The organism is Stenotrophomonas sp. 22LJNL06-5-1, from assembly GCF_056861455.1.
The window spans coordinates 82,374-105,399 of record NZ_JBSPUE010000006.1 but is presented as its reverse complement, the minus strand read 5'-3'; the positions used below and the strand labels follow the sequence as shown (position 1 = coordinate 105,399).

General features: G+C 66.6%; 20 protein-coding genes. 8 read left to right on the top strand and 12 right to left on the bottom strand.

Annotated elements, in window-relative coordinates; translation table 11 throughout:
- The first annotated feature begins 73 nt into the window (after positions 1-73).
- A complete protein-coding gene (locus AC13GF_RS14030) occupies positions 74-463 on the top strand; it encodes a c-type cytochrome (protein WP_005413034.1) in 390 nt (129 codons plus the stop codon).
- A 9-nt stretch (positions 464-472) separates the two neighbouring features.
- Positions 473-934 (top strand): c-type cytochrome, encoded by a 462-nt coding sequence (locus AC13GF_RS14025; protein ID WP_126930619.1) that lies wholly within the window; start codon positions 473-475, stop codon positions 932-934.
- Positions 935-1,114: 180 nt separating this feature from the next.
- Here AC13GF_RS14025 and AC13GF_RS14020 read toward each other — a convergent pair whose 3' ends face one another.
- Entirely contained in the window at positions 1,115-2,995 is a 1,881-nt protein-coding gene (locus AC13GF_RS14020) for an ATP-binding cassette domain-containing protein (protein WP_483005003.1), read from the bottom strand.
- A 256-nt stretch (positions 2,996-3,251) separates the two neighbouring features.
- A complete protein-coding gene (locus AC13GF_RS14015; protein WP_483005002.1) occupies positions 3,252-4,127 on the bottom strand; it encodes a LysR family transcriptional regulator in 876 nt (291 codons plus the stop codon).
- Positions 4,128-4,229: 102 nt separating this feature from the next.
- On the opposite strand from AC13GF_RS14015, the gene AC13GF_RS14010 reads away from it, so the two are divergent.
- Together AC13GF_RS14010 and dbpA are read left to right on the top strand one after the other, a co-directional pair.
- The gene (locus AC13GF_RS14010; protein ID WP_483005001.1) at positions 4,230-5,309 is read left to right on the top strand and encodes a YeiH family protein; all 1,080 of its coding nucleotides are present in this window, start codon (positions 4,230-4,232) and stop codon (positions 5,307-5,309) included.
- A 142-nt stretch (positions 5,310-5,451) separates the two neighbouring features.
- Positions 5,452-6,828, top strand: a complete 1,377-nt coding sequence (dbpA, locus tag AC13GF_RS14005) for an ATP-dependent RNA helicase DbpA (protein WP_483005000.1) — start codon at positions 5,452-5,454, stop codon at positions 6,826-6,828.
- 78 nt (positions 6,829-6,906) lie between these two features.
- On the opposite strand, the gene AC13GF_RS14000 is transcribed toward dbpA, so the two are convergent.
- The 4 genes from AC13GF_RS14000 to AC13GF_RS13985 all read right to left on the bottom strand — a co-directional run bounded on the left by AC13GF_RS14000 (position 6,907) and on the right by AC13GF_RS13985 (position 10,716).
- On the bottom strand, positions 6,907-7,443 hold the full coding sequence (locus tag AC13GF_RS14000) for an adenine phosphoribosyltransferase (protein WP_154348896.1): 537 nt from the start codon (positions 7,441-7,443) through the stop codon (positions 6,907-6,909).
- Positions 7,444-8,035: 592 nt separating this feature from the next.
- Complete coding sequence (locus AC13GF_RS13995; RefSeq protein ID WP_483004999.1) at positions 8,036-9,601, bottom strand: protein adenylyltransferase SelO; 1,566 nt, start codon at positions 9,599-9,601, stop codon at positions 8,036-8,038.
- Positions 9,602-9,633: 32 nt separating this feature from the next.
- Positions 9,634-10,323, bottom strand: coding sequence for a glutathione S-transferase family protein (locus tag AC13GF_RS13990; protein ID WP_010484523.1), 690 nt, complete (start codon positions 10,321-10,323; stop codon positions 9,634-9,636).
- A gap of 183 nt (positions 10,324-10,506) precedes the next feature.
- A complete protein-coding gene (locus tag AC13GF_RS13985; protein ID WP_004153307.1) occupies positions 10,507-10,716 on the bottom strand; it encodes a cold-shock protein in 210 nt (69 codons plus the stop codon).
- 301 nt (positions 10,717-11,017) lie between these two features.
- Here AC13GF_RS13985 and AC13GF_RS13980 point away from each other — a divergent pair, with 301 nt between their 5' ends.
- Positions 11,018-11,506, top strand: coding sequence for a YaiI/YqxD family protein (locus AC13GF_RS13980; protein ID WP_010484520.1), 489 nt, complete (start codon positions 11,018-11,020; stop codon positions 11,504-11,506).
- 6 nt (positions 11,507-11,512) lie between these two features.
- On the opposite strand, the gene AC13GF_RS13975 is transcribed toward AC13GF_RS13980, so the two are convergent.
- Complete coding sequence (locus tag AC13GF_RS13975) at positions 11,513-12,391, bottom strand: pseudouridine synthase (protein ID WP_483004998.1); 879 nt, start codon at positions 12,389-12,391, stop codon at positions 11,513-11,515.
- A gap of 124 nt (positions 12,392-12,515) precedes the next feature.
- Between AC13GF_RS13975 and AC13GF_RS13970 the strand changes: the two genes are divergently transcribed.
- The 3 genes from AC13GF_RS13970 to AC13GF_RS13960 all read left to right on the top strand — a co-directional run bounded on the left by AC13GF_RS13970 (position 12,516) and on the right by AC13GF_RS13960 (position 16,406).
- Entirely contained in the window at positions 12,516-13,064 is a 549-nt protein-coding gene (locus AC13GF_RS13970) for a YaeQ family protein (protein ID WP_043403207.1), read from the top strand.
- Complete coding sequence (locus tag AC13GF_RS13965) at positions 13,061-14,245, top strand: BaiN/RdsA family NAD(P)/FAD-dependent oxidoreductase (RefSeq protein WP_483004997.1); 1,185 nt, start codon at positions 13,061-13,063, stop codon at positions 14,243-14,245. The genes AC13GF_RS13970 and AC13GF_RS13965 overlap by 4 nt, the downstream gene beginning before the upstream one ends.
- Before the next feature lie 91 nt (positions 14,246-14,336).
- A complete protein-coding gene (locus AC13GF_RS13960; protein WP_483004996.1) occupies positions 14,337-16,406 on the top strand; it encodes an EAL domain-containing response regulator in 2,070 nt (689 codons plus the stop codon).
- Between the two features lie 108 nt (positions 16,407-16,514).
- Here AC13GF_RS13960 and fabV read toward each other — a convergent pair whose 3' ends face one another.
- The 5 genes from fabV to tgt all read right to left on the bottom strand — a co-directional run bounded on the left by fabV (position 16,515) and on the right by tgt (position 23,007).
- Positions 16,515-17,774 (bottom strand): enoyl-ACP reductase FabV, encoded by a 1,260-nt coding sequence (gene fabV, locus AC13GF_RS13955; RefSeq protein ID WP_483004995.1) that lies wholly within the window; start codon positions 17,772-17,774, stop codon positions 16,515-16,517.
- A gap of 709 nt (positions 17,775-18,483) precedes the next feature.
- Positions 18,484-19,464: a protein translocase subunit SecF gene (gene secF, locus AC13GF_RS13950; protein WP_126929910.1), complete on the bottom strand. Its 981-nt coding sequence runs from the start codon at positions 19,462-19,464 to the stop codon at positions 18,484-18,486.
- A gap of 15 nt (positions 19,465-19,479) precedes the next feature.
- Positions 19,480-21,336 carry a protein translocase subunit SecD gene (gene secD, locus AC13GF_RS13945; protein ID WP_483004994.1) on the bottom strand — a complete coding sequence of 619 codons (1,857 nt, stop codon included), beginning with the start codon at positions 21,334-21,336 and terminating at the stop codon, positions 19,480-19,482.
- 61 nt (positions 21,337-21,397) lie between these two features.
- Positions 21,398-21,742 carry a preprotein translocase subunit YajC gene (gene yajC, locus AC13GF_RS13940; protein ID WP_005409257.1) on the bottom strand — a complete coding sequence of 115 codons (345 nt, stop codon included), beginning with the start codon at positions 21,740-21,742 and terminating at the stop codon, positions 21,398-21,400.
- A gap of 134 nt (positions 21,743-21,876) precedes the next feature.
- Complete coding sequence (gene tgt, locus AC13GF_RS13935) at positions 21,877-23,007, bottom strand: tRNA guanosine(34) transglycosylase Tgt (protein ID WP_029379947.1); 1,131 nt, start codon at positions 23,005-23,007, stop codon at positions 21,877-21,879.
- Positions 23,008-23,026 lie beyond the last annotated feature (19 nt).

Below are 23,026 nucleotides of genomic sequence, written 5' to 3'. Positions count from 1 at the left end.
ACCTGAGGCTATACTCGGGTCGTTCCGTACCCCACGCCGGAACGACCAGACCCGAATCCCCGGAAACGACACCATGCGCCCGCAGCCGCTCGCCGCTTGTCTCGCTCTGGCCGTCCTCCTGCCCCTTGGGGCCGCCGCACAGCCCGCTCCTGCTCCTGCCACACCCGCCCCGGCCCCGGCTCCCGCCGCTGCGCCGGCGCCTGCCGCCCCCACCGGCAACTTCGACAATGGCCGTGTCCTGGCCTATACCTGCCAGGGGTGCCATGGCATCACCGGTTACAAGAACGCCTACCCCAGTTACCGGGTGCCGAAGATCGGCGGCCAGACCCAGCAGTACCTGGCCCAGGCCCTGACCGAGTACCGCCAGGGCAAGCGCCGGCATCCGACGATGCAGGCGCAGTCGATGAGTTTCAGCGAACAGGAGATCGCCGATCTCTCTGTTTACCTGTCCACCGTCAAGTAAGGCCCGCCCATGTCGAAAGCCGCGCATCCGATGCGTCACGCCATCGCCCTGTCCGTTGCCCTGCTGCTGGCCGCCTGTTCACAGTCGCAGGTGGAAAACAGCGAGAAATCCGCCGCCGACCCGGGCCATGCCAGCGGCGAACACGGTTCTTCGTCCTCTGCCGGCCTGCCGCCGGGCCGCGAGGCCGCCGGTGAAGCCCGCGCCAAGGTGAAGGGCAAGGCCACCAACCAGAGCTGCATCGACTGTCACGGGGCCGACGGCAATGCGCCGATCGATCCGACCTATCCGAAGCTGGGTGGGCAGTACGGTGACTATCTGGCCCATGCGCTGCAGGCCTACCGCGCCGGTGACCGCCAGCACATGTTGATGACGCCGCAGGCGAAGGACCTGAGTGATCAGGATATCGCCGATCTGGCGGCGTATTTCGGCAGCCGGCCGAGCCAGCTGCGGGATCTGCACGGGGTCAAATGACCGCCGGCCCCGGTGGGGGCGGACCGTTGGTTGGTGGGTGCGGACCGTTGGTCCGTACGGAGGCGTAACCGGCTTCGGTGGGTGCGGACCGTTGGTCCGCACAGATCCGGATCCACGCATGGCGTGGATCTACTGATTCTCCACCCGATCAATCGGCGCACTGCTGGCGCCGATCAACGCTCAGCCTTCCAGCTCTTCCCAGCGCGCGTAAGCGGCATCCAGTTCGGCCTGCACCTTGGCCAGCTGCTGGGTGTGCGCGGTCACTTCGGCGCTGCTGCGGGTGTAGAACGACGGGTCGTTCATCGCCGAGGTCAGGCCTTCGACGTCGCCTTCCAGCTTCTCGATGGTCTTCGGCAGCTGCTCCAGCTCGCGCGCTTCCTTGTAGGCCAGCTTGCGCTTGGGTGCAGCCGGAGCAGCGGCCGTGGCGGCCGGTGCAGCAACCACTGGCTTGGCTGCCGGAGCCGCAGCAGGCGTCGCCACACTGGCCGCATAGCGCTGCCAGTCGCTGTAGCCGCCGACGTACTCACCGATAACGCCGTCGCCTTCCATCACCAGCGTGGAGGTCACCACGTTGTCGATGAAGTCACGGTCGTGGCTGACCAGCAGCAGGGTGCCGGTGTAGTCGCCCAGCAGCTCTTCCAGCAGCTCCAGGGTTTCCACGTCAAGGTCGTTGGTCGGTTCGTCCATCACCAGCAGGTTGGACGGCTGCGCGAACAGCTTGGCCAGCAGCAGGCGGTTGCGCTCGCCACCGGACAGGCGGGTGATCGGCGCACGCGCACGTTCCGGGGTGAACATGAAGTCCTGCAGGTAGGCATGCACGTGCTTGCGCTTGCCGTTGAACTCGAGGAAATCGCGGCCTTCGGCCACGTTCTCGATCGCGCTCCAGTCTTCGCGCAGCACCGCGCGGTACTGGTCGAAATACGCGATCTGCAGGTTGGTGCCCGCATTGACCTCACCCTTGGCCGGCTGCAGTTCGCCCAGCAGCAGCTTGAGCAGCGTGGTCTTGCCGCTGCCGTTGGGGCCGATCAGGCCGATGCGGTCCCCACGCAGGATGGTGGTGGTGAAATCACGGACCATGGTGCGCTCGCCGAAGGCGAACGAAACGTCCTTGACGTCGATGACCTTCTTGCCGGAGCTGACGCCCTGCGCGGCTTCCATCTTGACGTTGCCGCTGAGGTCGCGACGCTGCGAACGTTCGGTGCGCATCGCCTTCAGGCGGCGCACGCGGCCTTCGTCGCGGGTGCGACGGGCCTTGATGCCCTGCCGGATCCAGACTTCTTCCTGCGCCAGCAGCTTGTCGAAGCGCGCGTTTTCCTGCGCCTGCGCATTGAGGCGCTCCTCGCGGCGGCGCTCGTAGTTGGCCCAGTCGCCCGGCCAGCTGGTGACCTGGCCGCGGTCGATCTCGACGATGCGGGTGGCCAGTGCACGCAGGAAGCGGCGGTCATGGGTGACGAACACCACGCTGCCGCTCCAGCCCTTCAGGAACGCTTCGAGCCAATCGATGGCTTCGATGTCGAGGTGGTTGGTGGGTTCGTCCAGCAGCAGCACATCGGGGCTGGACACCAACGCGCGCGCCAGCAGCACGCGGCGCTTCATGCCGCCGGACAGGCGGCCGAATTCGGCTTCGCCGTCGAGGTCGAGCTTGGTCAGGGTTTCGCTGACGCGCTGGTCCAGGCCCCAGCCGTTGGCGGCGTCGATCTTGGCCTGCACGTTGCCGAGCGCTTCGCCATCGAACACCTCGGCGTGGCTGAGGTGGTGGAATTCGGCCAGCCACTGGCCCAGTTCGCCGAGGCCATCGGCGACGACGTCGAACACCGAACCGGCAGCGCCGTGCGGCACTTCCTGCTCCAGGCGGGTGACACGCACGCCCTGCTGCACGCGGACTTCGCCGTCATCGGGCTTGTGATCGCCGGACAGCAGCTTGAGCAGGGTGGATTTGCCGGCGCCGTTGCGGCCGATCAGGGCGATGCGTTCGCCCGGCTCGATCGACAGTTCGGCCTTTTCCAGCAACAACGGGCCGCCGACGCTGAAGTCGACGTTCTGCAGAGTAATCAGAGGCATCCGGATATTGTACGGGTTGGGGGCGTCGGCCGGGATGCACCCGGCACCCGCGGTAGTGCCGGCCGCTGGCCGGCAACTTCAAAGGCAACGTCAAAAGCGGGTTTCCTGTGGGATGGCGGGGTGGGTCCCGCGATCTGTCGGAACGACATTCTGCTCTGGTGGGTGTCGACCTTGGTCGACACAGTAGATCCACGCCATGCGTGGATGAGCGCTGCAGGGACTGTCGATGGATGGAATCGACTAGGGGTCTGATGGCTTACTCCACGTCCCCCAACAACGCCTGCAACCCCGGCAACCACTGCTTGCCCGGGTGGCGTACCAGCCACAGCATGCGCTGCAGGGCCGGCAGCGGGGTGTCCAGCACGCGCAGGCGGCCGAGGGCCAAGGGTTCTTCCAGCGCGTGGCGCGAGAGGCAGGCCAGACCGAGGCCGGCGATGGCGGCCTGCTTGATCGCTTCGGTATTGCCCAACTGCAGGGTCTGGGCGAAGCCGCGCAGGTGCGGCAGCAGCGCCTGTTCGACGGCTTCGCGGGTGCCGGAGCCGGGCTCGCGCAGCAGCCAGCGTGCGCGGCGCAGTTCGTCCAGCGTCCAGCTGGCGGGGGCATCGGCGGCAGCCACGATCACCAGCGGGTCCTGCTGCCAGGCGGTCACCTGCAGGCCGCGCTCGTGGCACGGGCCTTCGATCAGGCCGGCGTCCACGTCCAGGCGCTGCACGGCAGCGACCACGCCGGCACTGTTGTCGATGCGCAGGTCGACCTCGGCCTGTGGCGCCTGGCGCAGCAGTTCGGCAATGCGCGGCGGCAGCAGGTAATTGCCGATGGTGGTACTGGCGGCCAGCACCAGCCGCAGCGGTGCACCCTGCGACGGGTCGCCGCCGGCGGCCAGCTGCCGCTCCAGATCGGCGGCGTTGACCAGCAAGGTACGCGCCGGCTCCAGCAGTGCGCGACCGTGCCCGTTCAGAGCCAGGCGGCGCCCGATGCGGTCGAACAGCGGGGTGCCGAAGTGGGCTTCCAGCTCCTGCAGGGCGGCGCTGCTGGCCGATTGCGAAAGCGCGATGGCCTGGCCGGCGGCGGTAGTGCTGCCGTGATCGGCGATGGCGACAAAGACCTGCAGCTGGCGCAAGGTCAGGCGCATGGCACTTACCTTCTTGATGGGTAGGTTTCACCCATATTATTCGTTTTACAGGTCATCGTCCCGGGCGCACGCTTGCCCCATCACTCCAGCCCTGCCCCTGCCATGAACGCCCCCGCCCTCTCTCCCTGGTCCCTGCCCGCCCTGCGCCAACGCTGGCAGCCGCGCCTGCCCGGCCTTCTGCTGGTGGGCCTGATCGCGGCGGCGTCGCTGTATCTGGCCGAGCTGCCGTGGCTGCAGGCACATGGCCTGAGCGCGCTGACCGTGGCGATCGTCGCCGGCATCGTGGTCGGCAACACGTTCTACCCGCGGCTGGCACCGAACAGCGCGGCCGGTGTCGGCTTTTCCAAGCACTGGCTGCTGCGCGCCGGCATCGTGCTGTACGGGCTGCGCCTGACCTTCCAGGACATCGGCCATGTCGGCGTCACTGGCGTGCTGATGGACGTGCTGGTGGTGGCCAGCACCTTCGGCCTGGCCTGCTGGCTGGGCGTGCGCGTGTTCAAGATGGAGCGCGAGGCAGCCATGCTGATCGGTGCTGGCAGCGCGATCTGCGGTGCGGCAGCGGTGATGGCTGCCGAACCGGTGGTGCGTGGCCGCGCTGCGCATGTCACCGTCGCGGTCTCGACGGTGGTGGTGTTCGGCACGCTGGCGATGTTCCTGTACCCGGCGCTGTATGCACTGGTGCAGTCGCACGGCTGGCTGGCGATGGACGCGCGGCAGTACGGCCTGTTCACCGGTGCGACGGTGCATGAAGTGGCACAGGTGGTGGCGGCCGGCCGCGCCGTCAACGAAGCGGCGGCCGACACGGCGGTGATCACCAAGATGGTGCGGGTGATGCTGCTGGCGCCGTTCCTGATCGCGCTGTCACTGTGGCTGGCCCGTGGCGGCAAGGCCAGCGCCGACGGCAGCAGGGCGCGCATCGTGGTGCCGTGGTTCGCGTTCGGTTTCGTGGCGGTGGCCGGGTTCAACTCGCTGCATCTGCTGCCGGCCGGCCTGCAGGCCGGGCTGGTGCAGCTGGATACGGTGCTGCTGGCGATGGCGATGGCCGCGCTGGGCCTGACCACCCACGTCTCGGCGCTGCGCCAGGCGGGCCTGAAGCCGCTGCTGCTGGCACTGATCCTGTTCGCCTGGCTGCTGTTCGGCGGCCTGGCGATCCACCAGGGTGTGCTGGCGGTGCTGGGCTGAGCAGGAGCGTGCCGACCAAGGTCGGCACCCACCAGTAGATCCACGCCATGCGTGGATGCCCCCCCGGTGTATCCACGCCACGCGTGGATGGCGCCCCCACCCCATTAGGCGGGAGCTGCCTTCCGGACGGGTACAATGCGCCATGACTGACTTCTCGACCCTGCCGCTGAGCCCGGCCCTGCAGCCCGGCCTGGATGCCCTCGGCTACACCACCCTCACCCCCGTGCAGGCGCAGAGCCTGCCGGCCATCCTCGATGGCCGCGATGTGATCGCACAGGCGCCGACCGGCAGCGGCAAGACCGCCGCCTTCGGCCTGGGCCTGCTGCAAGCCATCGACCCCAGCCTGATCCGCGTGCAGGCGCTGGTGCTGTGCCCGACCCGCGAACTGGCCGACCAGGTCGGCAAGCAGATCCGCAAGCTGGCAACCGGCATCCCCAACCTGAAGCTGCTGCTGCTGGTCGGCGGCGTGCCGCTGGGCCCGCAGCTGGCGTCGCTTGAAGGCCATGACCCGCACGTGGTGGTCGGCACGCCCGGCCGCGTGCAGGAACTGGCGCGCAAGCGCGCGCTGAATCTTGGCGCGGTGCGCACGCTGGTGCTGGACGAGGCCGACCGCATGCTCGACATGGGCTTCGAGGAGCCGATCCGCGAGATCGCCGGCCGCACCCACAGGGATCGCCAGAGCCTGCTGTTCTCCGCCACCTTCCCGGACAGCATCCGCGCCATGGCGCGTGACCTGCTGCGTGATGCGGTGGAAGTGACCGTGGAAGGCGCCGACCAGGCACCGGCCATCCGCCACCTGTTCTGCGATGTGGAACCGGCGCATCGCCAGAAGGCGCTGGCCGGCCTGCTGCTGAAGTACACGCCGGAGTCGGCGGTGGTGTTCTGCAACACCCGCAAGGACGTGGACGAAGTGGCCAACTCGCTGCAGCAGTTCGGCTTCTCCGCACTGGCCCTGCATGGCGACATGGAACAGCGCGACCGCGAGGAAGTGCTGCTGCTGCTGGCCAACCGCAGCTGCAACGTGCTGGTGGCCAGCGACGTGGCCGCACGCGGCCTGGACGTGGAAGAGCTGGCGGCGGTGATCAATTACGAGCTGCCGACCGACGTGGAAAGCTACCAGCACCGCGTGGGCCGTACCGGCCGTGCCGGTGCCAGCGGCCTGGCGATCAGTCTGGTGGCCGGCCGCGAGAAGACCCGTGCCGAAGCCATCGAAGCGCAGATGGGGCAGCCGCTGGACTGGCAGAAGACGCCGCTGGCAACCTCGCGCCCGGCCGAGCTGCCGCAGGCCGCGATGCGCACGCTGCGGATTGACGGCGGCAAGACCGACAAGCTGCGCCCGGGCGACATCCTCGGTGCGCTGACCGGTGATGCCGGCCTGTCGAGCAAGTTCATCGGCAAGATCGCGATCTTCCCGACCCGCTCCTACGTGGCAATCGCGCGTGAGCAGGCCAACAAGGCCGTGGCCAAGCTGGAAGCCGGCAAGATCAAGGGCCGTCGTTTCCGCGTGCGGATGATGTGATTGAAGCAGCGTTGCCAACCACGGTTGGCAACGATCTGACCTGGTAGTGGCCAACCTTGGTTGGCACCTGCCCTTCGATCAGAACACCAGTTCGGTGTGCAGCGGCAGATCCGATTCCCAGCGGGCGCGACCACCGAGGCCGTCCAGTTCGACCAGTACACCGGCACCGACCACGTCAACGCCCAGGCGGCGCACCAGCGACAGCGCAGCGACCAGCGTGCCGCCAGTGGCCAGCACGTCGTCGATGATCGCCACGCGAGCGCCGGCCGGCAGCGCATCGGCGTGCACTTCGATGCAGTCACTGCGGTATTCCAGCGTGTATTCCTCGCGCAGCACCTGGCCCGGCAGCTTGCCCGGCTTGCGCACCGGCACGAAGCCCACGCCCAGCTCCAGCGCCATCGCGGCGCCGAGGATGAAGCCACGCGATTCGATACCGATCACCGCGTCCAGCTTCTGGTCGCGCCAACGGTCGGCCATCGCGGTGATGGCACCACGGAAGTCCTCGCTATGTGCGAGCAGCGGCATGATGTCCTTGAAGAGGATGCCGGGCTTGGGGAAGTCGGCGATGTCGCGCAGGCGGGAGGCCCACTGCGGAGCGACGATGGCGTCGGTCATGTCACATTGGCTATCTGATGGCGGCATAGGGTACCTGTTCCGGGCGCCGCCTGCCTGTTGGGGGGGGGTCGGCCGGGCTGCGCCCGGCACCTGCAGAGGCCACCGCGCAAGCAAAAGCGAAAGCAAAAGCCGCATTCCGAGGGATGGCAGGGTGGGTCCGGTTGCGGGGGTCGCTGCAAGTACGTCCATGTAAGCTCGGTCGCCGCATCCATGCGGCTCACGCCCCCGCAACCGGACCCACCCCGCCTTCGACAGTCTCCTGCGATCTGTCGTAGATCCACGCCATGCGTGGATGAATCTTCATCGAAATCGAATATTTCGAGAATTGAACGAAGAGCATCCACGCATGGCGTGGATCTACCGTGTCGACCAAGGTCGACACCTACCCACGGCAGTCGGAATCTGTCGGAGGCGGGGCGGTGTCGGAGTGCGGGGTGTCAGCCGCATGGATGCGGCTGCCAAGCCTACAGGGACGTACTTGCGGCGTCCCCGCACTCCGATACCGCCCCGCCAAGCCACGGAATCCAGCTTCTGCTCTGGCCTTTGACCAGGCCTCTGCAGGTGCAGGGCGCAGCCCTGCCGAAACCCACCCTCAGGAACTGCAGGACAGCATCGAGCAGCCGGCGCGATTTTCTGCCCACGCCGGGCGCTTGCCGGCGAAGTGTTCCAGGCCGGCACGCTCGGTGTATGGATCGCGCAGTACGTCCTGCAACGCATGAATACCGCCGAGGTCGCCCTGTTCGGCGCGGTCGATGGCCTCCTGCGCCAACCAGTTGCGCAGTACGTACAGCGGATTGGCTGCAGCCATCTTCCCCGCGCGCTCAGTGGCTGACAGCGGATCGGCCTGCAACCGCACCGCGTAGTCCTGCAGCCACTGCTGCAACGGCGCCTGCACCGCCTGCTGGCGTGCCTCGTCGTAGTACACCGCGTCCAGCAGCGCCGCATCCGGTGCCGCCGGATCGATCCGCATCAGTGCGCGCCAGGCCAGGGTCATGTCCATGGCACCGTCCTGCATCAGCTGCTGCCAGCGCAGGTAGAGCTGCAGGTCGTCGTCGTCGGCCGCGGCCAGGCCCAGCTTGGCTGCGGCGTCGCGGCGCGTGCAGGCCACGAACGTGGACTGGTATGCGGCCAATCCAGCCTGCAGCGGTGCCACATCGGCAAACAACGGCGACAGCGCCTGCGCCAACCGGCTCAGGTTCCAGTACGCCACCTGCGGCTGGGTGCCGAAGCGATAGCGGCGACCCTGCGCGTCGGTGGTGTTCGGCGTCCAGTCCGGATCGAAATCCTCGACCCAGCCATAGGGGCCGTAATCGAGTGTGAGGCCGAGCACGGACAGGTTGTCGGTGTTCATCACGCCATGCACGAAGCCGACGCGCATCCAGTGCGCGATCATCTCGGCGGTACGCACCGCGATCTGCGCGAACCAGTCGCCATACAGCGCCTCTCCCTGCCCTTCCAGTTCGGGGAAATCACGCGCGATGCAGGCATCAACCAGCTGCCGCAGCAAGGCGGTTTCCCCGCGCGACGCCGGCAGTTCGAAGGAACCAAAGCGTAGGAACGACGGCGACACCCGGCATACGATGGCGCCGGGCTCTGCACGCGGATGGCCGTCGTAGAACATGTCGCGCACCACGTCGTCGCCGGTGCCGACCAGCGACAGCGCGCGCGTGGTCGGCACACCCAGGTGGTGCATGGCCTCGCTGCACAGGAATTCGCGTATCGACGAGCGCAGCACTGCGCGTCCATCAGCACCGCGCGAATAAGGTGTGGGGCCGGCACCCTTCAGCTGCAGCTCCCAGTGGCGGCCATCCGGCGCGACCAGTTCACCCAGCGAGATCGCACGGCCATCGCCGAGCTGGCCGGCCCAATGGCCAAACTGATGGCCGCCGTAGTTGGCTGCCCATGGCTGCATGCCGGCGTACAGTGCATTGCCGCCAAACACCTGCGCGAAGCCTTCGCTTTCGACTTCAGCGGTATCGAAGCCAAGCATCGCGGCGACGTCCGGCGCCCAGGCCAGCAGCGTGGGCGCCGTCACTGGAGTCGGCATCACCGGCGACCAGGCCGCGCCCAGCACTTCGCGGCGGCGCGGGCCGGATTCGGGGTCGCCCGGCAGGGTCTGCAGCAGGCGGTTGTCGAAACGGGGGCTGTCGGTATCCATGGTGCTGAAGATGGGGGCGACGGCCGCCCTCCTCAATTGCCGCTGAGCGCCTGCAGATGACCGCCGTGGGCCTCGGCACGCTGGTAGGCCGGACGCTCACCGATACGCTTGAGGAAGCCACGCAGTGCCGGCTTGTCGTCGAGGCCACCACCGCGCGCGGCGGCCGCCTGGATCGGGAAGCTCATCTGGATGTCGGCCGCACTGAAGCGCTCGCCAGCGAACCACGGGCTTTCGGCCAGACGGCGCTCCATCCAGTCCAGGTGCAGTCGTCGCTGCGGGCCGATGAAGCCGCGCTCGGCCTTGTCGGCAATGCTGCGCGCGATCGGGCGGGCGAAGAACGGCATCGGCGCGTTGCGGATGCGGCCCATCACCAGAGTCAACAGCAGCGGCGGCATCGCCGAGCCTTCAGCGTAGTGCAGCCAGTAGCGGTAAGCGATGCGCTCGGCACCATCAGCCGGCATCGGCGACGGCGACAGCTGGCGCTGGGTGTCGTAGCGGTCCGCGAGGTAGTCGAGGATCGCGCCGGACTCGGCCAGTACCAGCTCGCCATCCTGCAGTACCGGCGACTTGCCCAGCGGATGCACGTTGCGCAGTTCCGGCGGTGCCAGCAGCGTCTTCGGATCACGCGGATAACGGCGCAGTTCGTAGTCCAGCCCCAGCTCCTCCAGCATCCACAGCACACGCAGGGAACGGGAGTTTTCCAGGTGATGGACGATACGCATGGGGGTGATCCTTGGGGAGGAATTTCATCCTACCGCGCAGAGTGCATGCCGCTTGTAGAGTCGAGCTTGCTCGACTGTCGTTGAAATCAGTCGAGCAAGCTCGACTCTACAAAACGGCAGGCAATAAAAAACGCCGGAAGCTTTCGCTTCCGGCGTTCTGGCTACCAAACGGTAGCAGACGGATTAGACCGCCTGCACCTGGTCAGCCTGCATACCCTTCTGACCCTGGACGGCGATGAAGGTAACCTTCTGGCCTTCCTGCAGGGTCTTGAAGCCGGTGCCCTGGATGGCACGGAAGTGCACAAACAGGTCCGGGCCGCTTTCCGGGGTGATGAAGCCGAAGCCCTTGGCGTCGTTGAACCACTTGACGGTGCCGGTCTGACGATCAGACATTTGACTAACTCCTGAAACACATGTTGAAAAAATCGCAGCCACCGGGTATCGGGGCCGAGACTGAGTTGCAGGCGTTGGTAAAGCGGATCGATGAGCGGATCGTGAGATCAACTGCACCAGGCCACGATTCACGGTGACCCTAGCAAACACAGTGGGACGAACGATACGCGTGTTTTCTGCAAAAAGCGATAGCCCGGACGTTCATCGGCTGGCCCCGCCCGCTAGACGTGACAAGGGCTGGCAGCCGATCGAGGCTAACCCCGAGTCCCCATTCAGGATTTTCCTACCCTACACTGGGTAAATGACTGAAGCTGAAACCCAAGCTGAACCCGCCCTCCCCCGTATCTGGGTGGACGCGGACGCCTGCCCCACCGTCATTCGCGACATCCTGTTCCGTGCCGCTGAACGCGTTGGCATCGAGCTGACCCTGGTCGCCAACCAGTGGATCCGGACCCCGCCCTCACGCTGGCTGCGCTCGATCCAGGTGCCCCAGGGTCTGGACGTGGCCGACAGCGCCATCGTCGAACGGGTCGCCGCCGGAGACCTGGTCGTCACCCAGGACATCCCGCTGGCCGCGCTGGTGCTGGAGAAGAAGGCCGTGGCGCTGAACCCGCGCGGCCAGCTGTACACCCCGAACAACATGGCCGAGCGGCTGTCGATGCGCAATTTCATGGAAGAGCTGCGCGGCGCCGGCGTGCAGACCGGGGGCCCGCCGCCGCTGGGCCCGCGCGACCGGCAGCTGTTCGCCGCCGAGCTGGACCGCTGGCTGGCCCGACGCCCGGTTCGCTGAACGGCCCTACCCGCCCTGGCCGGGCAGGCACAGGCGGCGCTGGCTGCTGAACCTCCGGGGCTCCCCGCTCAGCGGGTCATCGAAGGCCAGCCCCTGCGCCAGCAGCTGCAGGGGCGACTCGACCATTTCATCCGGGCGCGGCCTCAGCAGCGGATACAGGTCATCGCCCTCGATGGGGGCGCCCAGCATCGCCATATGCACGCGCAGCTGGTGCTTGCGGCCGGTTTCCGGCCGCAGCCGGTAGCGCCAGACCGGCCCTTCGGCCTCGATCAGCTCGATCCGGCTGCGCGCATTGGGCTCGCCCGGCACTTCGGCCATGCGGAAGAACGGCTCCCCCGGCACCAGACGGCTGTCCCGCTGCAACGGAAACGCCAGCCCGGGCAGCGCCGGTGCCAGCGCCTCATAGGTCTTCTCGATACGCCGTTCGCGGAACAGCCGCTGGTAGGCATCACGCGTGGCTGCCTGGGTCGAGAACAGCACCAGGCCGGCGGTCAGCCGGTCCAAGCGGTGCAACGGCGCCAGTTCGGTGTTGCCGGTGCGTGCGACCAGGCGCGCCAGCAGGGTTTCGCGCACATAGCCACCGGCCGGCGTCACCGGCAGGAAGTGCGGCTTGTCGGCCACCAGAAGATGCGCATCCAGATGCAGGATGGTCTCGGCGAAGGGAATCACCGGCTCGTCGGCCACCTCGCGGAAGTACTGGATTTCCAGCCCCACCTGCCAGGGCATGTCCGGCGCCAGTGCCCTGCCCTGCGCATCCTGCACACGGCCCCGGGCGAAGCGGTCCTGCCATTGCGCGCGGTCGATGCACGGGAAACGCGCGCACAGGCCATCGAGCAGGCTGGGCCAGTGGCCGGGCGGCAGCTGCAGGCGGCTGGGCAAGGTCATGGCGTCCACTCCGACCACGGGAAAGAGCGCAAGAGTGCCACCGTTGACGCTGCGCAGACAGACCGGCAACGGACACCCCTGGAGCAAACCTCTATCATTGTCGTCTTTAGTCCACGGACCCCCCATGGCTCTCACCGCCACCATCCGCAAGGCCGAACTGCAGATCAGCGACATGGATCGCGGCTACTACGTGACCCACAACCTGACCCTGGCCCAGCACCCGTCCGAGACCGACGATCGCCTGATGGTGCGCCTGCTCGCCTTCGCGCTGAACGCCGGCGACCGCCTGGAATTCGGCCGCGGCCTGAGCACCGATGACGAGCCGGACCTGTGGGAACACGACTACACCGGTGACATCCTGCAGTGGATCGACCTGGGTCATCCAGACGAATCGCGCATCCGCAAGGCCAGCAACCGCAGCCGCCAGGTGCAGGTGGTGAACTACGGCGGCAACGCTTCGGACATCTGGTGGAGCAAGCAGAGCAAGGGCCTGGCGCGCTTCGACAACCTTTCGGTGGTCGACCTCGATGGAGCCTTCGTCGAACTGTGGGGCCAGCAGATCCAGCGCGCCATGCGCTGGAGCGTGCTGATCCAGGACGGTGAAGTGCAGCTGCTCAATGACCAGATCCAGCTCGACGTGATCCCGAACTGGCGCAAGCGCGCCAAGGCATGAGCACCATCCGTTGCGATGTGGTGGTCATCGGTGCCGGCGCGGCCGGGCTGATGACCGCAATCACGGCTGGCCAGCGCGGCCGCCAGGTGCAGGTGATCGACCATGCCAACAAGGTCGGCAAGAAGATCCTGATGTCCGGCGGTGGCCGCTGCAACTTCACCAACACCGGCACTACCCCGGCCAACTTCCTGTCGGCCAACCCGCACTTCTGCAAGTCGGCGCTGGCGCGCTACACGCCCTGGCACTTCATTGAGCTGGTGCACAAGCACGGCATCGCGTATCACGAAAAAGAGCTGGGCCAGCTGTTCTGCGATGTCTCGTCCAAGCAGATCGTGAAGATGCTGATGGACGAATGCCAGGCGGCAAGCGTGCAGGTGCGTACCGACTGCAGCGTGCAGCGCATCGAGCACGGCAGCGACGGCTTCCGCGTGCACACCACCCATGGCCTGTTCCATTGCGCCTCGCTGGTGGTTGCCACCGGCGGCCTGTCCATTCCCAGCATGGGCGCCACCGGCTTTGGTTATGAAGTGGCTCGGCAGTTCGGCCACCAGGTGCTGCCGACCCGCGCCGGGCTGGTGCCGCTGACGCTCAGCGGCAAGCACCAGGAACGGCTGGCCGATCTCAGCGGCGTCGCTCTCCCCATCGAGGCGCGCTGCAACGGAAAGAGCTTCCAGAACTTCATGCTGCTGACCCATCGCGGCGTGAGTGGCCCGGCGATCCTGCAGATCTCCTCGTTCTGGCAACCGGGCGACGCACTGGAGCTGGACCTGCTGCCCGGCCAGGATGCCGGCGAGTGGCTGCGCCAGATGAAGCGCGAACGACCCGCCGCCGAGCTGCGCACGGTGCTGGGCGAGGTACTGCCGAAGCGGCTGGCACAGCGGCTGTGCGAACACTGGCTGCCCGACCGGCCCGTGCGCCAGCTGGACGAGCCGGTGCTGCGCCAGGCCGCGCAGCTGCTGGGCGCGTTCCCGCTGGTGGCCAGTGGCACCGAGGGCTACCGTACCGCCGAGGTCACCCTGGGCGGCGTGGACACCGCCGAGGTCTCGTCTTCGACGATGGAATCCAAGCGCGTACCCGGCCTGCATTTCGTTGGCGAGGTGCTGGATGTGACCGGCTGGCTGGGCGGCTACAACTTCCAGTGGGCCTGGGCCAGCGGCCACGCGGCCGGTGGCGTGGTGTGAACCACATCGCCGTTCGATGCGTGCAAGGGGTGCGCGCATGGACGGTTCGGCGCGCATCGTGTATCTAGATTTGCAGATTGGGGAGCAGTGCATGCAGAACGCGAACGACATCACCATCCGCCTGCTGATCGTCGATGACAGCGGCGAAAATGCCGAGGCCATCGTCAGCACCCTGCGCAACAGCGGCATCGCAGTACGCCCGTGGCGCCCGCAGGATGCGGCCGAGCTGGCCCAGGTGCTGGCCAGCCAGGCCATCGACCTGGTCCTGGCTTCGCCCTCGCAGGGCATCCCGCTGCCACTGGTGGCCCAGCATATTGCTGCCAGCGGCAAGGACATTCCGCTGGTGCTGCTGGCCGAGCGCATCGACGAAGACGAACTGGTGCAGGCCAGCAGCCATGGCATCCGTGCCCTCGCCCTGCGCCAGCGTTCCGAGCACCTGCTCGCCGTGGTCCGTGACCAGTGGGTGGACCTGCAGGCACGTCGTGGCCTGCGCCGCATCGAGGCGCAGATGCGCGAGACCGAGCGCCGCTGCGATGCCCTGATCGCTTCCTCGCGCGACCCCATCGCCTACGTGCATGAAGGCATGCACATCCGCGCCAACGATGCCTATCTGGAGATGTTCGGCTACGAGCATTTCGATGACATCGAAGGCATCTCGCTGCTGGACATGGTTGCCGCCCAGCATGTGGAAGGCTTCAAGCAGCTGCTGAAGGGCCTCAGCCGTGGCGAGGCGCCGCCGCCGCAGTACCAGCTCGACGCGCGCCACGAGGATGGCAGCGCGTTCCCGGCGACGATGGAATTCACCGCCGCCACCTACGAAGGCGAATCCTGCCTGCAGGTGGTGCTTCGCCGCCGCATGGAATTCGACCCCGAGCTGGCACGCGAGGTCGAGGACCTGCGCCAGCGCGACCAGGTGACCGGCCTGCTCAATCGCCCGACCTTCATGCTGCAGCTGGAAAGCGCGGTGGCCCAGGCCGGGCGCAGCGAAGGCCAGTTCGGTCTGCTGCTGATCGAGCCGGACCACTACGCGCGCCTGCTGCCGGACATCGGCCTGGCCTCGGCCGACACCCTGATCGGCGCCCTGGCGTCACTGCTGGCCGAGGTCGTTGGCGAAGACGCGCAGCTGGCCCGCTTCGGCGAACACAATTTCGCCGTGCTGCAGGCCGGGCCCTACGCGCAGACCGTGGCACTGGCCGAGCGCATCCGCGAAGCCTACGCCGCACACGTCTTCAGCATCGGCGCGCGTTCGGCCACGGTAACGGTCAGCATCGGAGGCGTGCAGGTGGGCGAAAAGATCGCCAGCATCGGCCAGGTGCTGGCACGCGCCAGCGAATGCACGCAGGCCGCCGCCGAACTGGGCAATACCTGCCGCATCTTCGACCCGGCCGCTGCCGACCGCGTGGAGGAAGAACGCGTGCTGCGCTGGGTTGCCCGTATCCGTGAAGCGCTGGCCGGTGACGGCTTCCAGCTGCACTACCAGCCGGTGCTGAACCTGCAGGGTGAGTCGCTGGAACTGTATGAGGCCTACCTGCGCCTGGAACACAATGGCGAACTGCTGAGCCCGACCGCGTTCCTCGGTATCGCGGAGGAACACGGCCTGCTGGCCGACATCAACCGCTGGGTGGTGTCACAGGCCATCGCCGTGCTGGGCCAACGTGCCCGCGAAGGCCATGCCACGCAGATGCTGGTGAAGGTGACGCCGGAATCGTTCGACGACCCGCAGATGATCGCCACCCTGCGCCGCGAGTTGCAGGCACAGGGGGTTCCCGGCGAACGGCTGTGGCTGCATGCGCCGGAAGCGAAGGTGTTCACCCACCTGCGCAGTGCGCAGCAGTTCCTTGCCGAAGTTGCACCTTTGGGCTGCCGCATCGGCCTGGAGCAGTTCGGTTCGGGGCTGGATTCGTTCCAGCTGCTGGCCCACTTCCAGCCGCAGTTCCTCAAGCTGGACCGCGGTTTCACCAGCGATCTGGCCGCCACCCGCGAAAACATCGACCGCATCAGCCAGATTACCGCGCGTGCGCAGGAAGCCGGCATCCGCACCATCGCCGAGTTCGTCAGCGACGCCAATTCGATGACCCTGCTGTTCAGTGCCGGCGTGGATTACGTGCAGGGCGACTTCGTCGGCCCGGCGCTGCCGGAAATGGGGTTCGAGTTTGGGTGATCGATGGTAGTGCCGGCCGCTGGCCGGCAGCCTCAGGTTCCCGGGGTTGCCGGCCAGCGGCCGGCACTACCAAACGAGAAGGCCGGCTTTCGCCGGCCTTTTCATTGATCAGGTCATGTCGACCAGATTTTCGATCTTCACGTCCGGATTGACGTCGGCTTCGTAGTCAACGCCCTCCACGCCGAAACCGAACAGGCGCAGGAAGTCAGCCTTGTAACCGGCCAGGTCGCTGATCTCGTACAGGTTCTCGTTGGTCACCTGCGGCCACAGCGCGACCACCTTGCCCTGCACGTCCGCAGCCATTTCCTTGTAGTCGGCACGCAGGCGGCCTTCGTCATCGACCAGCGCGACGGTGTGGCCATCCCCATCGACCAGGTCGTGGCGCAGGCGATCGATCGCCACGCCCTCGGCCTTGCCGCCGTAGAGAATGTCGTACAGCACGTCGAGCTGCTCGATGCAGCCTTCGTGGGTGCCCTTTTCCTTCATTACCTTGAACAGCAGCGACAGGTACAGCGGCATGGTCGGAATGGCCGAGCTGGCCTGGGTGACCACGGCCTTCAGTACCGATACGCGTGCATCACCACCGATCTTGGCCAGCTTCTCGCGCAGGCCCAGCACCTTGGTGTCCAGGTCCTTCTTGGCCGCGCCGATCGAACCGTTCCAGTAGATCGCCTGTGTGATCTCTTCGCCCACATAGGTGAAGGCGGTGGTGGTGCAGCCGTTGGCCAGCACGCCGGCGTCGGCCAGCGCGTCGATCCACATCTGCCAGTCTTCACCGCCCATCACCGCGACGGTACCGGCGATCTCTTCCGGGGTAGCCGGCTGCAGATGGGTCTCGGTCAGCACTTCCTTGTCGGTATCCAGGCCACGCAGCGTGATCGGCTCGCCGATCGGCTTCAGCGTGGAGCTGATGATTTCACCGGTCTTCGGGTGCTTGCGGCGCGGCGCGGCGAGGCTGTAGACGACCTGGTCGACCTGGCCGAGATCGGCCTTGATCATTTCGATGGTCTTCGCCTTCACTTCATCGGAGAAGGCATCGCCGTTGATGCTCTTGGCGTACAGGCCGGCTTCGTGGGCGTACTTGTGGAACGCGGCCGAGTTGTACCAGCCCGCCGTGCCCGGCTTGGTTTCGCTGCCCGGGCGTTCGAAGAAGATGCCGAGGGTGGCAGCGCCGCTGCCGAAGGCAGCGGTGATGCGCGCAGCCAGGCCGTAGCCGGTGGAGGCGCCGATCACCAGCACGCGCTTGGGGCCGTTCTGGATCGGCGGACGTGCGCGGATGTAGTCGATCTGCTGCTTGACCGCGGCTTCGCAGCCGGTCGGGTGGGTGGTGACGCAGATGAAGCCGCGGACGCGCGGTTTGATGACCATGGATACCTCGGGTTGGCAGATGCGGCGCACGGGGCGCTCAGCAGGAATACGGGCGCGCGCCTGCGCGCGCGAACCGCAGGATCGTAGTGCGCGGGGGAAGATTGCACAACCGACGCTGGCGTAGGGTGGGGTTTGTTCTGCAGGGTTGCACCCTGCACCCGCTGGAAGCCAGAGCAACGTCAACCTCAACGGCAACAGCTGGCTATCCGTGGGTTGGCGGGGTGGGTCCGGTTGCGGGGGACGCCGTTAACCCGTCCATGGGGGCTTGGCCGCGGCATCCATGCCGCGGACTGATCAGACACCCCCGCAACCGGACCCACCCCGCCTTCGACAGTTTTCCGCGATCTGTCGGAACGGCATTCTGCTCTGGTGGGTGTCGACCTTGGTCGACACAGTAGATCCACGCCATGCGTGGATGACTCATTCGATATCTGACAAATGTGTCGACCAAGGTCGACACCTACCCACAGCCGTGGGGATCTGTCAGAGGTGGGGCGGTGTCGGAGTGCGGGGTGTCAGCCGCATGGATGCGGCTGCCAAGCCTACACGGACGTACTTGCGGCGTCCCCGCACTCCGACACCGCCCCACCAATCCACGGAATGCCCGCTGTTGCTGTTGCTGTTGCCTCTGCAGGTGCAGGGCTGCAGGCCCTGCCAACAAAAAACCCCGCTTGCGCGGGGTTCTCTGTGTGCTGCGTGCAGCAAGTGCTTACGGGCGACGGGCCAGGGCCTCGACGTCCTTCGCCTTCGGCAGCAGGTCCTGCTTGCTGACACGCAGGAAACCGATCGTCAGCATCGGCACCGCCACCAGGATCGAGGACAGCACCACGATCACCGCACCGATCATGTGCGTCTCGGCCAGGCCTTCCATCGAGCTGCCGCCGTACATGTACAGGGCCAGCGCCGACAGGAAGAACATCACCGCGGTGATCACCGTACGCGACAACGTCTGGTTGATCGAACGGTTCAGCACTTCCATCGAGTCCACGCGCAGGCTGCGGAAGTTCTCGCGGACGCGGTCGAAGACCACGATCAGATCGTTGATCGCAAAGCCCATCACCGACAGCAGGCCGGCCAGCACGGTCAGGTCGAACTCACGGCCCAGCAGGGACACGTAAGCGACCGTCACGATCAGGTCGAACATCGCCACGACGCTGGCGGTGACCGCGAACTTCCATTCGAAGCGCACCGCGATGTAGATCAGGAAGCCGGCCAGCATGAAGATGGTGGCGTACAGGCCATTCATCGCCAGGTCCTTGCCGATCTGCGGGCCCACGAACTCGTTGCGGAGTACGGTGGCCTGGTTGTCGGCGGTGGACAGGGCCTTCACCACGGCCGCGGCAGTGGCCTTGTCCTCGTGCGCGGCGTCGCCGGTACCGGCAGCGTGCTCACCGTGCGGGGCCAGGCGGATCAGCAGATCGGTGTTGCCACCGACGCTCTGCACCTGGGCACCGTCAAAGCCATTTTCCTCAAGCTTGGTACGGACCTGCTCGACGTCCACCGCCTTCTCGAAGCGGGCTTCGATCAGGGTGCCGCCGGTGAAGTCCAGGGCGTAGTTGAAGCCCTTGAAGCCGATGATGGCTACCGAGGCCAGGAACACGATGACCGTGACGACCATCGCGACATGGCGCCAGCGCATGAAGTCGATCTTGGTGTCGTTCGGGAGGATGTGCAGCGGAAACAGTTTCATGTGCGTGTCGTCCCGTCAGATGGCCACGTTCTGGAGCTTCTTGCGGCGGCCGTAGATCAGCGTCGCCAGCGCACGCGACACGGTGATCGCGGTGAACATGGAGGCGAAAATACCGATGATCATGGTCAGCGCGAAGCCCTTCAGCGGACCGGTACCGAATGCGAACAGCGCCACACCGACGATCAGGCCGGTCAGGTTGGCGTCGAGGATGGTGCCGGAAGCACGCTCATAACCGGTGACGATCGCGGTCTTGCCCGGCACGCCGGCACGCAGCTCTTCACGGATACGCTCGTTGATCAGCACGTTGGCGTCCACCGACAGGCCGACCGACAACGCCAGGCCGGCGAAGCCCGGCAGGGTCATGGTCGCGCCGAACAGCGACATCACCGCCACCACGATCAGCAGGTTGAACAGCATCGCGATCGAGGTGATCACGCCGAACATGCGGTAGTAGACGCTGAAGAACACCAGGGTGAACAGGAATGCGAACACCACTGCACGCATACCGTTCTTGACGTTCTCGGCGCCCAGGCTCGGGCCGACCACGCGCTCTTCGACGAAGTCCATCGGCGCGGCCAGCGAGCCGGACTTCAGCAGCTTGGCCAGGTCTTCGGCTTCCTTCTTCTGCAGGCCGGTGGTCTGGAAGTTCTTGCCGAACACGCCGTTGATGTTGGCCACCGAGATCACTTCCTCGTTGACCTTGAAGCCACGCACTTCCTGGCCGTCGACGACGGTCACGGTCGGCACGCGCTCGGTGTAGACCACCGCCATCGGCTTGTTCACGTTGGCGCTGGTGAAGTCGAACATGCGCTGGCCGCCGACATTGTTCAGCGTCACGCTGACTGCCGGAGAACCGCTGTTCGAATCAGTCACCGCCTGCGCGCCGACCATCTGGTCACCGGTGACGATCACGCGCTTGTTCAGCAGGACCGGACCACCGCCATCACGACGCTGGTAGACCTTCGCTTCCGGCGGAATGCGGCCGGAGTTGATGGCGTCCTGTGCATTGCCGTCAACCACCGCGCGGTACTCGAGGGTAGCGGTGGCACCGATCATGCGCTTGGCTTCGGCGGTGTCCTGCACGCCCGGCAGCTGCACGACCACGCGATCGGCACCCTGGCGCTGGATGATCGGCTCGGCCACGCCGAGCTGGTTCACGCGGTTGCGCAGGGTGTTGATGTTCTGCTCGATGGCGCCGTTGGCAATCTGGGTGATCTCGGTTTCCGGCACGGTCACCGTGATGCGATTGCCACTGACGTCGTAGCCGAGGGTCGGCTGCGCCTTGACCAGGGCGGCGCGGGCACGCTGCGCGGCGTCGTCACCGGCGGATGGGCTCAGGTTCGCCACGATGCTGTTGTCAGCGCGGCGTTCCACCGACTGGTACGGAATGCGCGCGTCGCGCAGGGTGCTGCGCACGTCTTCGGTGTAGGCGTCCAGGCGCTTGTCGAGAGCGGCCTTCTGGTCGACCTGCAGCACGAAGTGCACGCCGCCCTGCAGGTCCAGGCCCAGCACCATCGGGCGACCGCCGAGGTTGGCCAGCCAGTCCGGCACGGTCGAGGCCAGGTTCAGGGCCACGGTGTACTGCTCGCCGACGGTGTCACGCAGGGCGTCGCTGGCAGCGGACTGCGCCTTCAGGTCCGGCAGGCGGACAATCAGGCTTTCCCCTTCCTTCTCGACACCGATGGTGGTGACACCGGCCGTCTTCAGGTCGGCCAGCACACGGTCGCGCAGCGCATCGTCGATCTGGCCGCCACGGTTGGCGGTGATCTGGAGGGCCGGGTCCTTCTGGTAGATGTTGGGCAGCGCGTACAGCGCGCTGAGCGCCAGTACGATCAGGATGACGACGTACTTCCAGCGTGGAAATTCGAGCATTGCTTGGGTCCCGCGCGGCGCCATCCCCGGCGCCGCGGTTGTGCATCGGAAAGGGAGTGGCTTACTGGGCCGACTTCAGGGTACCGGCCGGCAGCACGTTGCCGACAGCGCCCTTCTGCACGCGGATGCGCACGTTGTCAGCCACTTCAATGGTGATGAAGTTGTCGCCGATGTCGGTGACGATGCCGGCGATGCCGCCGTTGGTCAGCACTTCATCGCCACGCTTGATCTTCTCCAGCATGGCCTTGTGCTCCTTCTGCCGCTTCATCTGCGGGCGGATCATCAGGAAGTACATGATGGCGATCAGGATCACCGGGAACAGCAGCGTGGTCAGGCCCATGCCCTGCGGTTGGCCGCCGGCGGCCTGGGCGTGGGCGGCGGGAATCAGGAAAGCAAGCAGGTTCATCGTTGGTCCTTTGGTTGGGCGGCGCTCCGGCCCTTTCACGGGCACGGGGTGTCGACCGCGGATCTGGGTCAGCCTTGAAGTATGCCACGGCCCCGGGCGTTCGTCCTTGGGCCGTTTGGCAGGGGGTGTTCGGGTTACAGGGGCGGCGCTACCGCCCCGCGTGCCGCGTAGAAAGACTCACGGAAGGCCAGGAAGGTTCCCGCTTCGATGGCCGCACGGATGTCGGCCATGAGCTTTTCGTAATAGAACAGGTTGTGCAGCGTGCCCAGCATCGGCGCCAGCATCTCGTTGCAGCGGTCCAGGTGGCGCAGGTAGGAACGGGTGTAGCCGCCGGTGCAGGCCACGCAGCCGCAGCCCGGCTCGATCGGGTCCATGTCCCGCGCGTACTGGGAATTCCGGATGCGAACGGTGCCGAACGAGGTGAAATAGTGGCCGTTGCGGGCGTTACGGGTGGGCATCACGCAGTCGAACATGTCCACGCCACGTGCGACACCCTCGACCAGGTCTTCCGGCCGGCCCACGCCCATCAGATAGCGCGGGCGGTCACCCGGCAGCTCCGGATCCAGGTGGTCGAGCATGGCGTTGCGCTCGTGCTCCGGCTCGCCCACGGCCAGGCCGCCGATGGCGTAGCCGTCGAAGCCGATCGCCTGCAGGGCCTCGGCCGAACGGCTGCGCAGATCGGTGTGCACCCCGCCCTGGACGATGCCGAACAGGGCCGCGTCGTTGCCGAGCTCGTCATGCGCGTTGCGGCTGCGCTGGGCCCAGCGCAGGCTCAGCTCCATCGAGCGGCGCGCCACATCCTCGGTGGCCGGGTACGGGGTGCACTCGTCGAAGATCATCACCACGTCCGAATCGAGCACCTTCTGGATCTTCATGCTCTCTTCCGGGCCCAGGAACACACGGGCACCGTCGGTGGGCGAGGCAAAGGTCACGCCCTGCTCGGTGATCTTGCGGCGGTGGGCCAGCGAGAATACCTGGAAGCCGCCGGAGTCGGTCAGGATCGGGCCATCCCAGCGGCAGAAGCCGTGCAGGCCGCCGTGGTCGGCGATGATGTCCAGGCCCGGGCGCAGGTACAGGTGGAAGGTGTTGCCGAGGATGATCTCGGCGCCCAGCGCACGCACCTGGTCCGGCAGGATGCCCTTGACCGAGCCATAGGTTCCCACCGGCATGAAGGCCGGCGTTTCCACCGTGCCACGCGGGAAGGTCAGGCGGCCACGGCGGGCACGGCCGTCGCGGGTCTGGAGCTGGAACTGCAATCGGGACATGGAGCGGTCATTCAGGCAA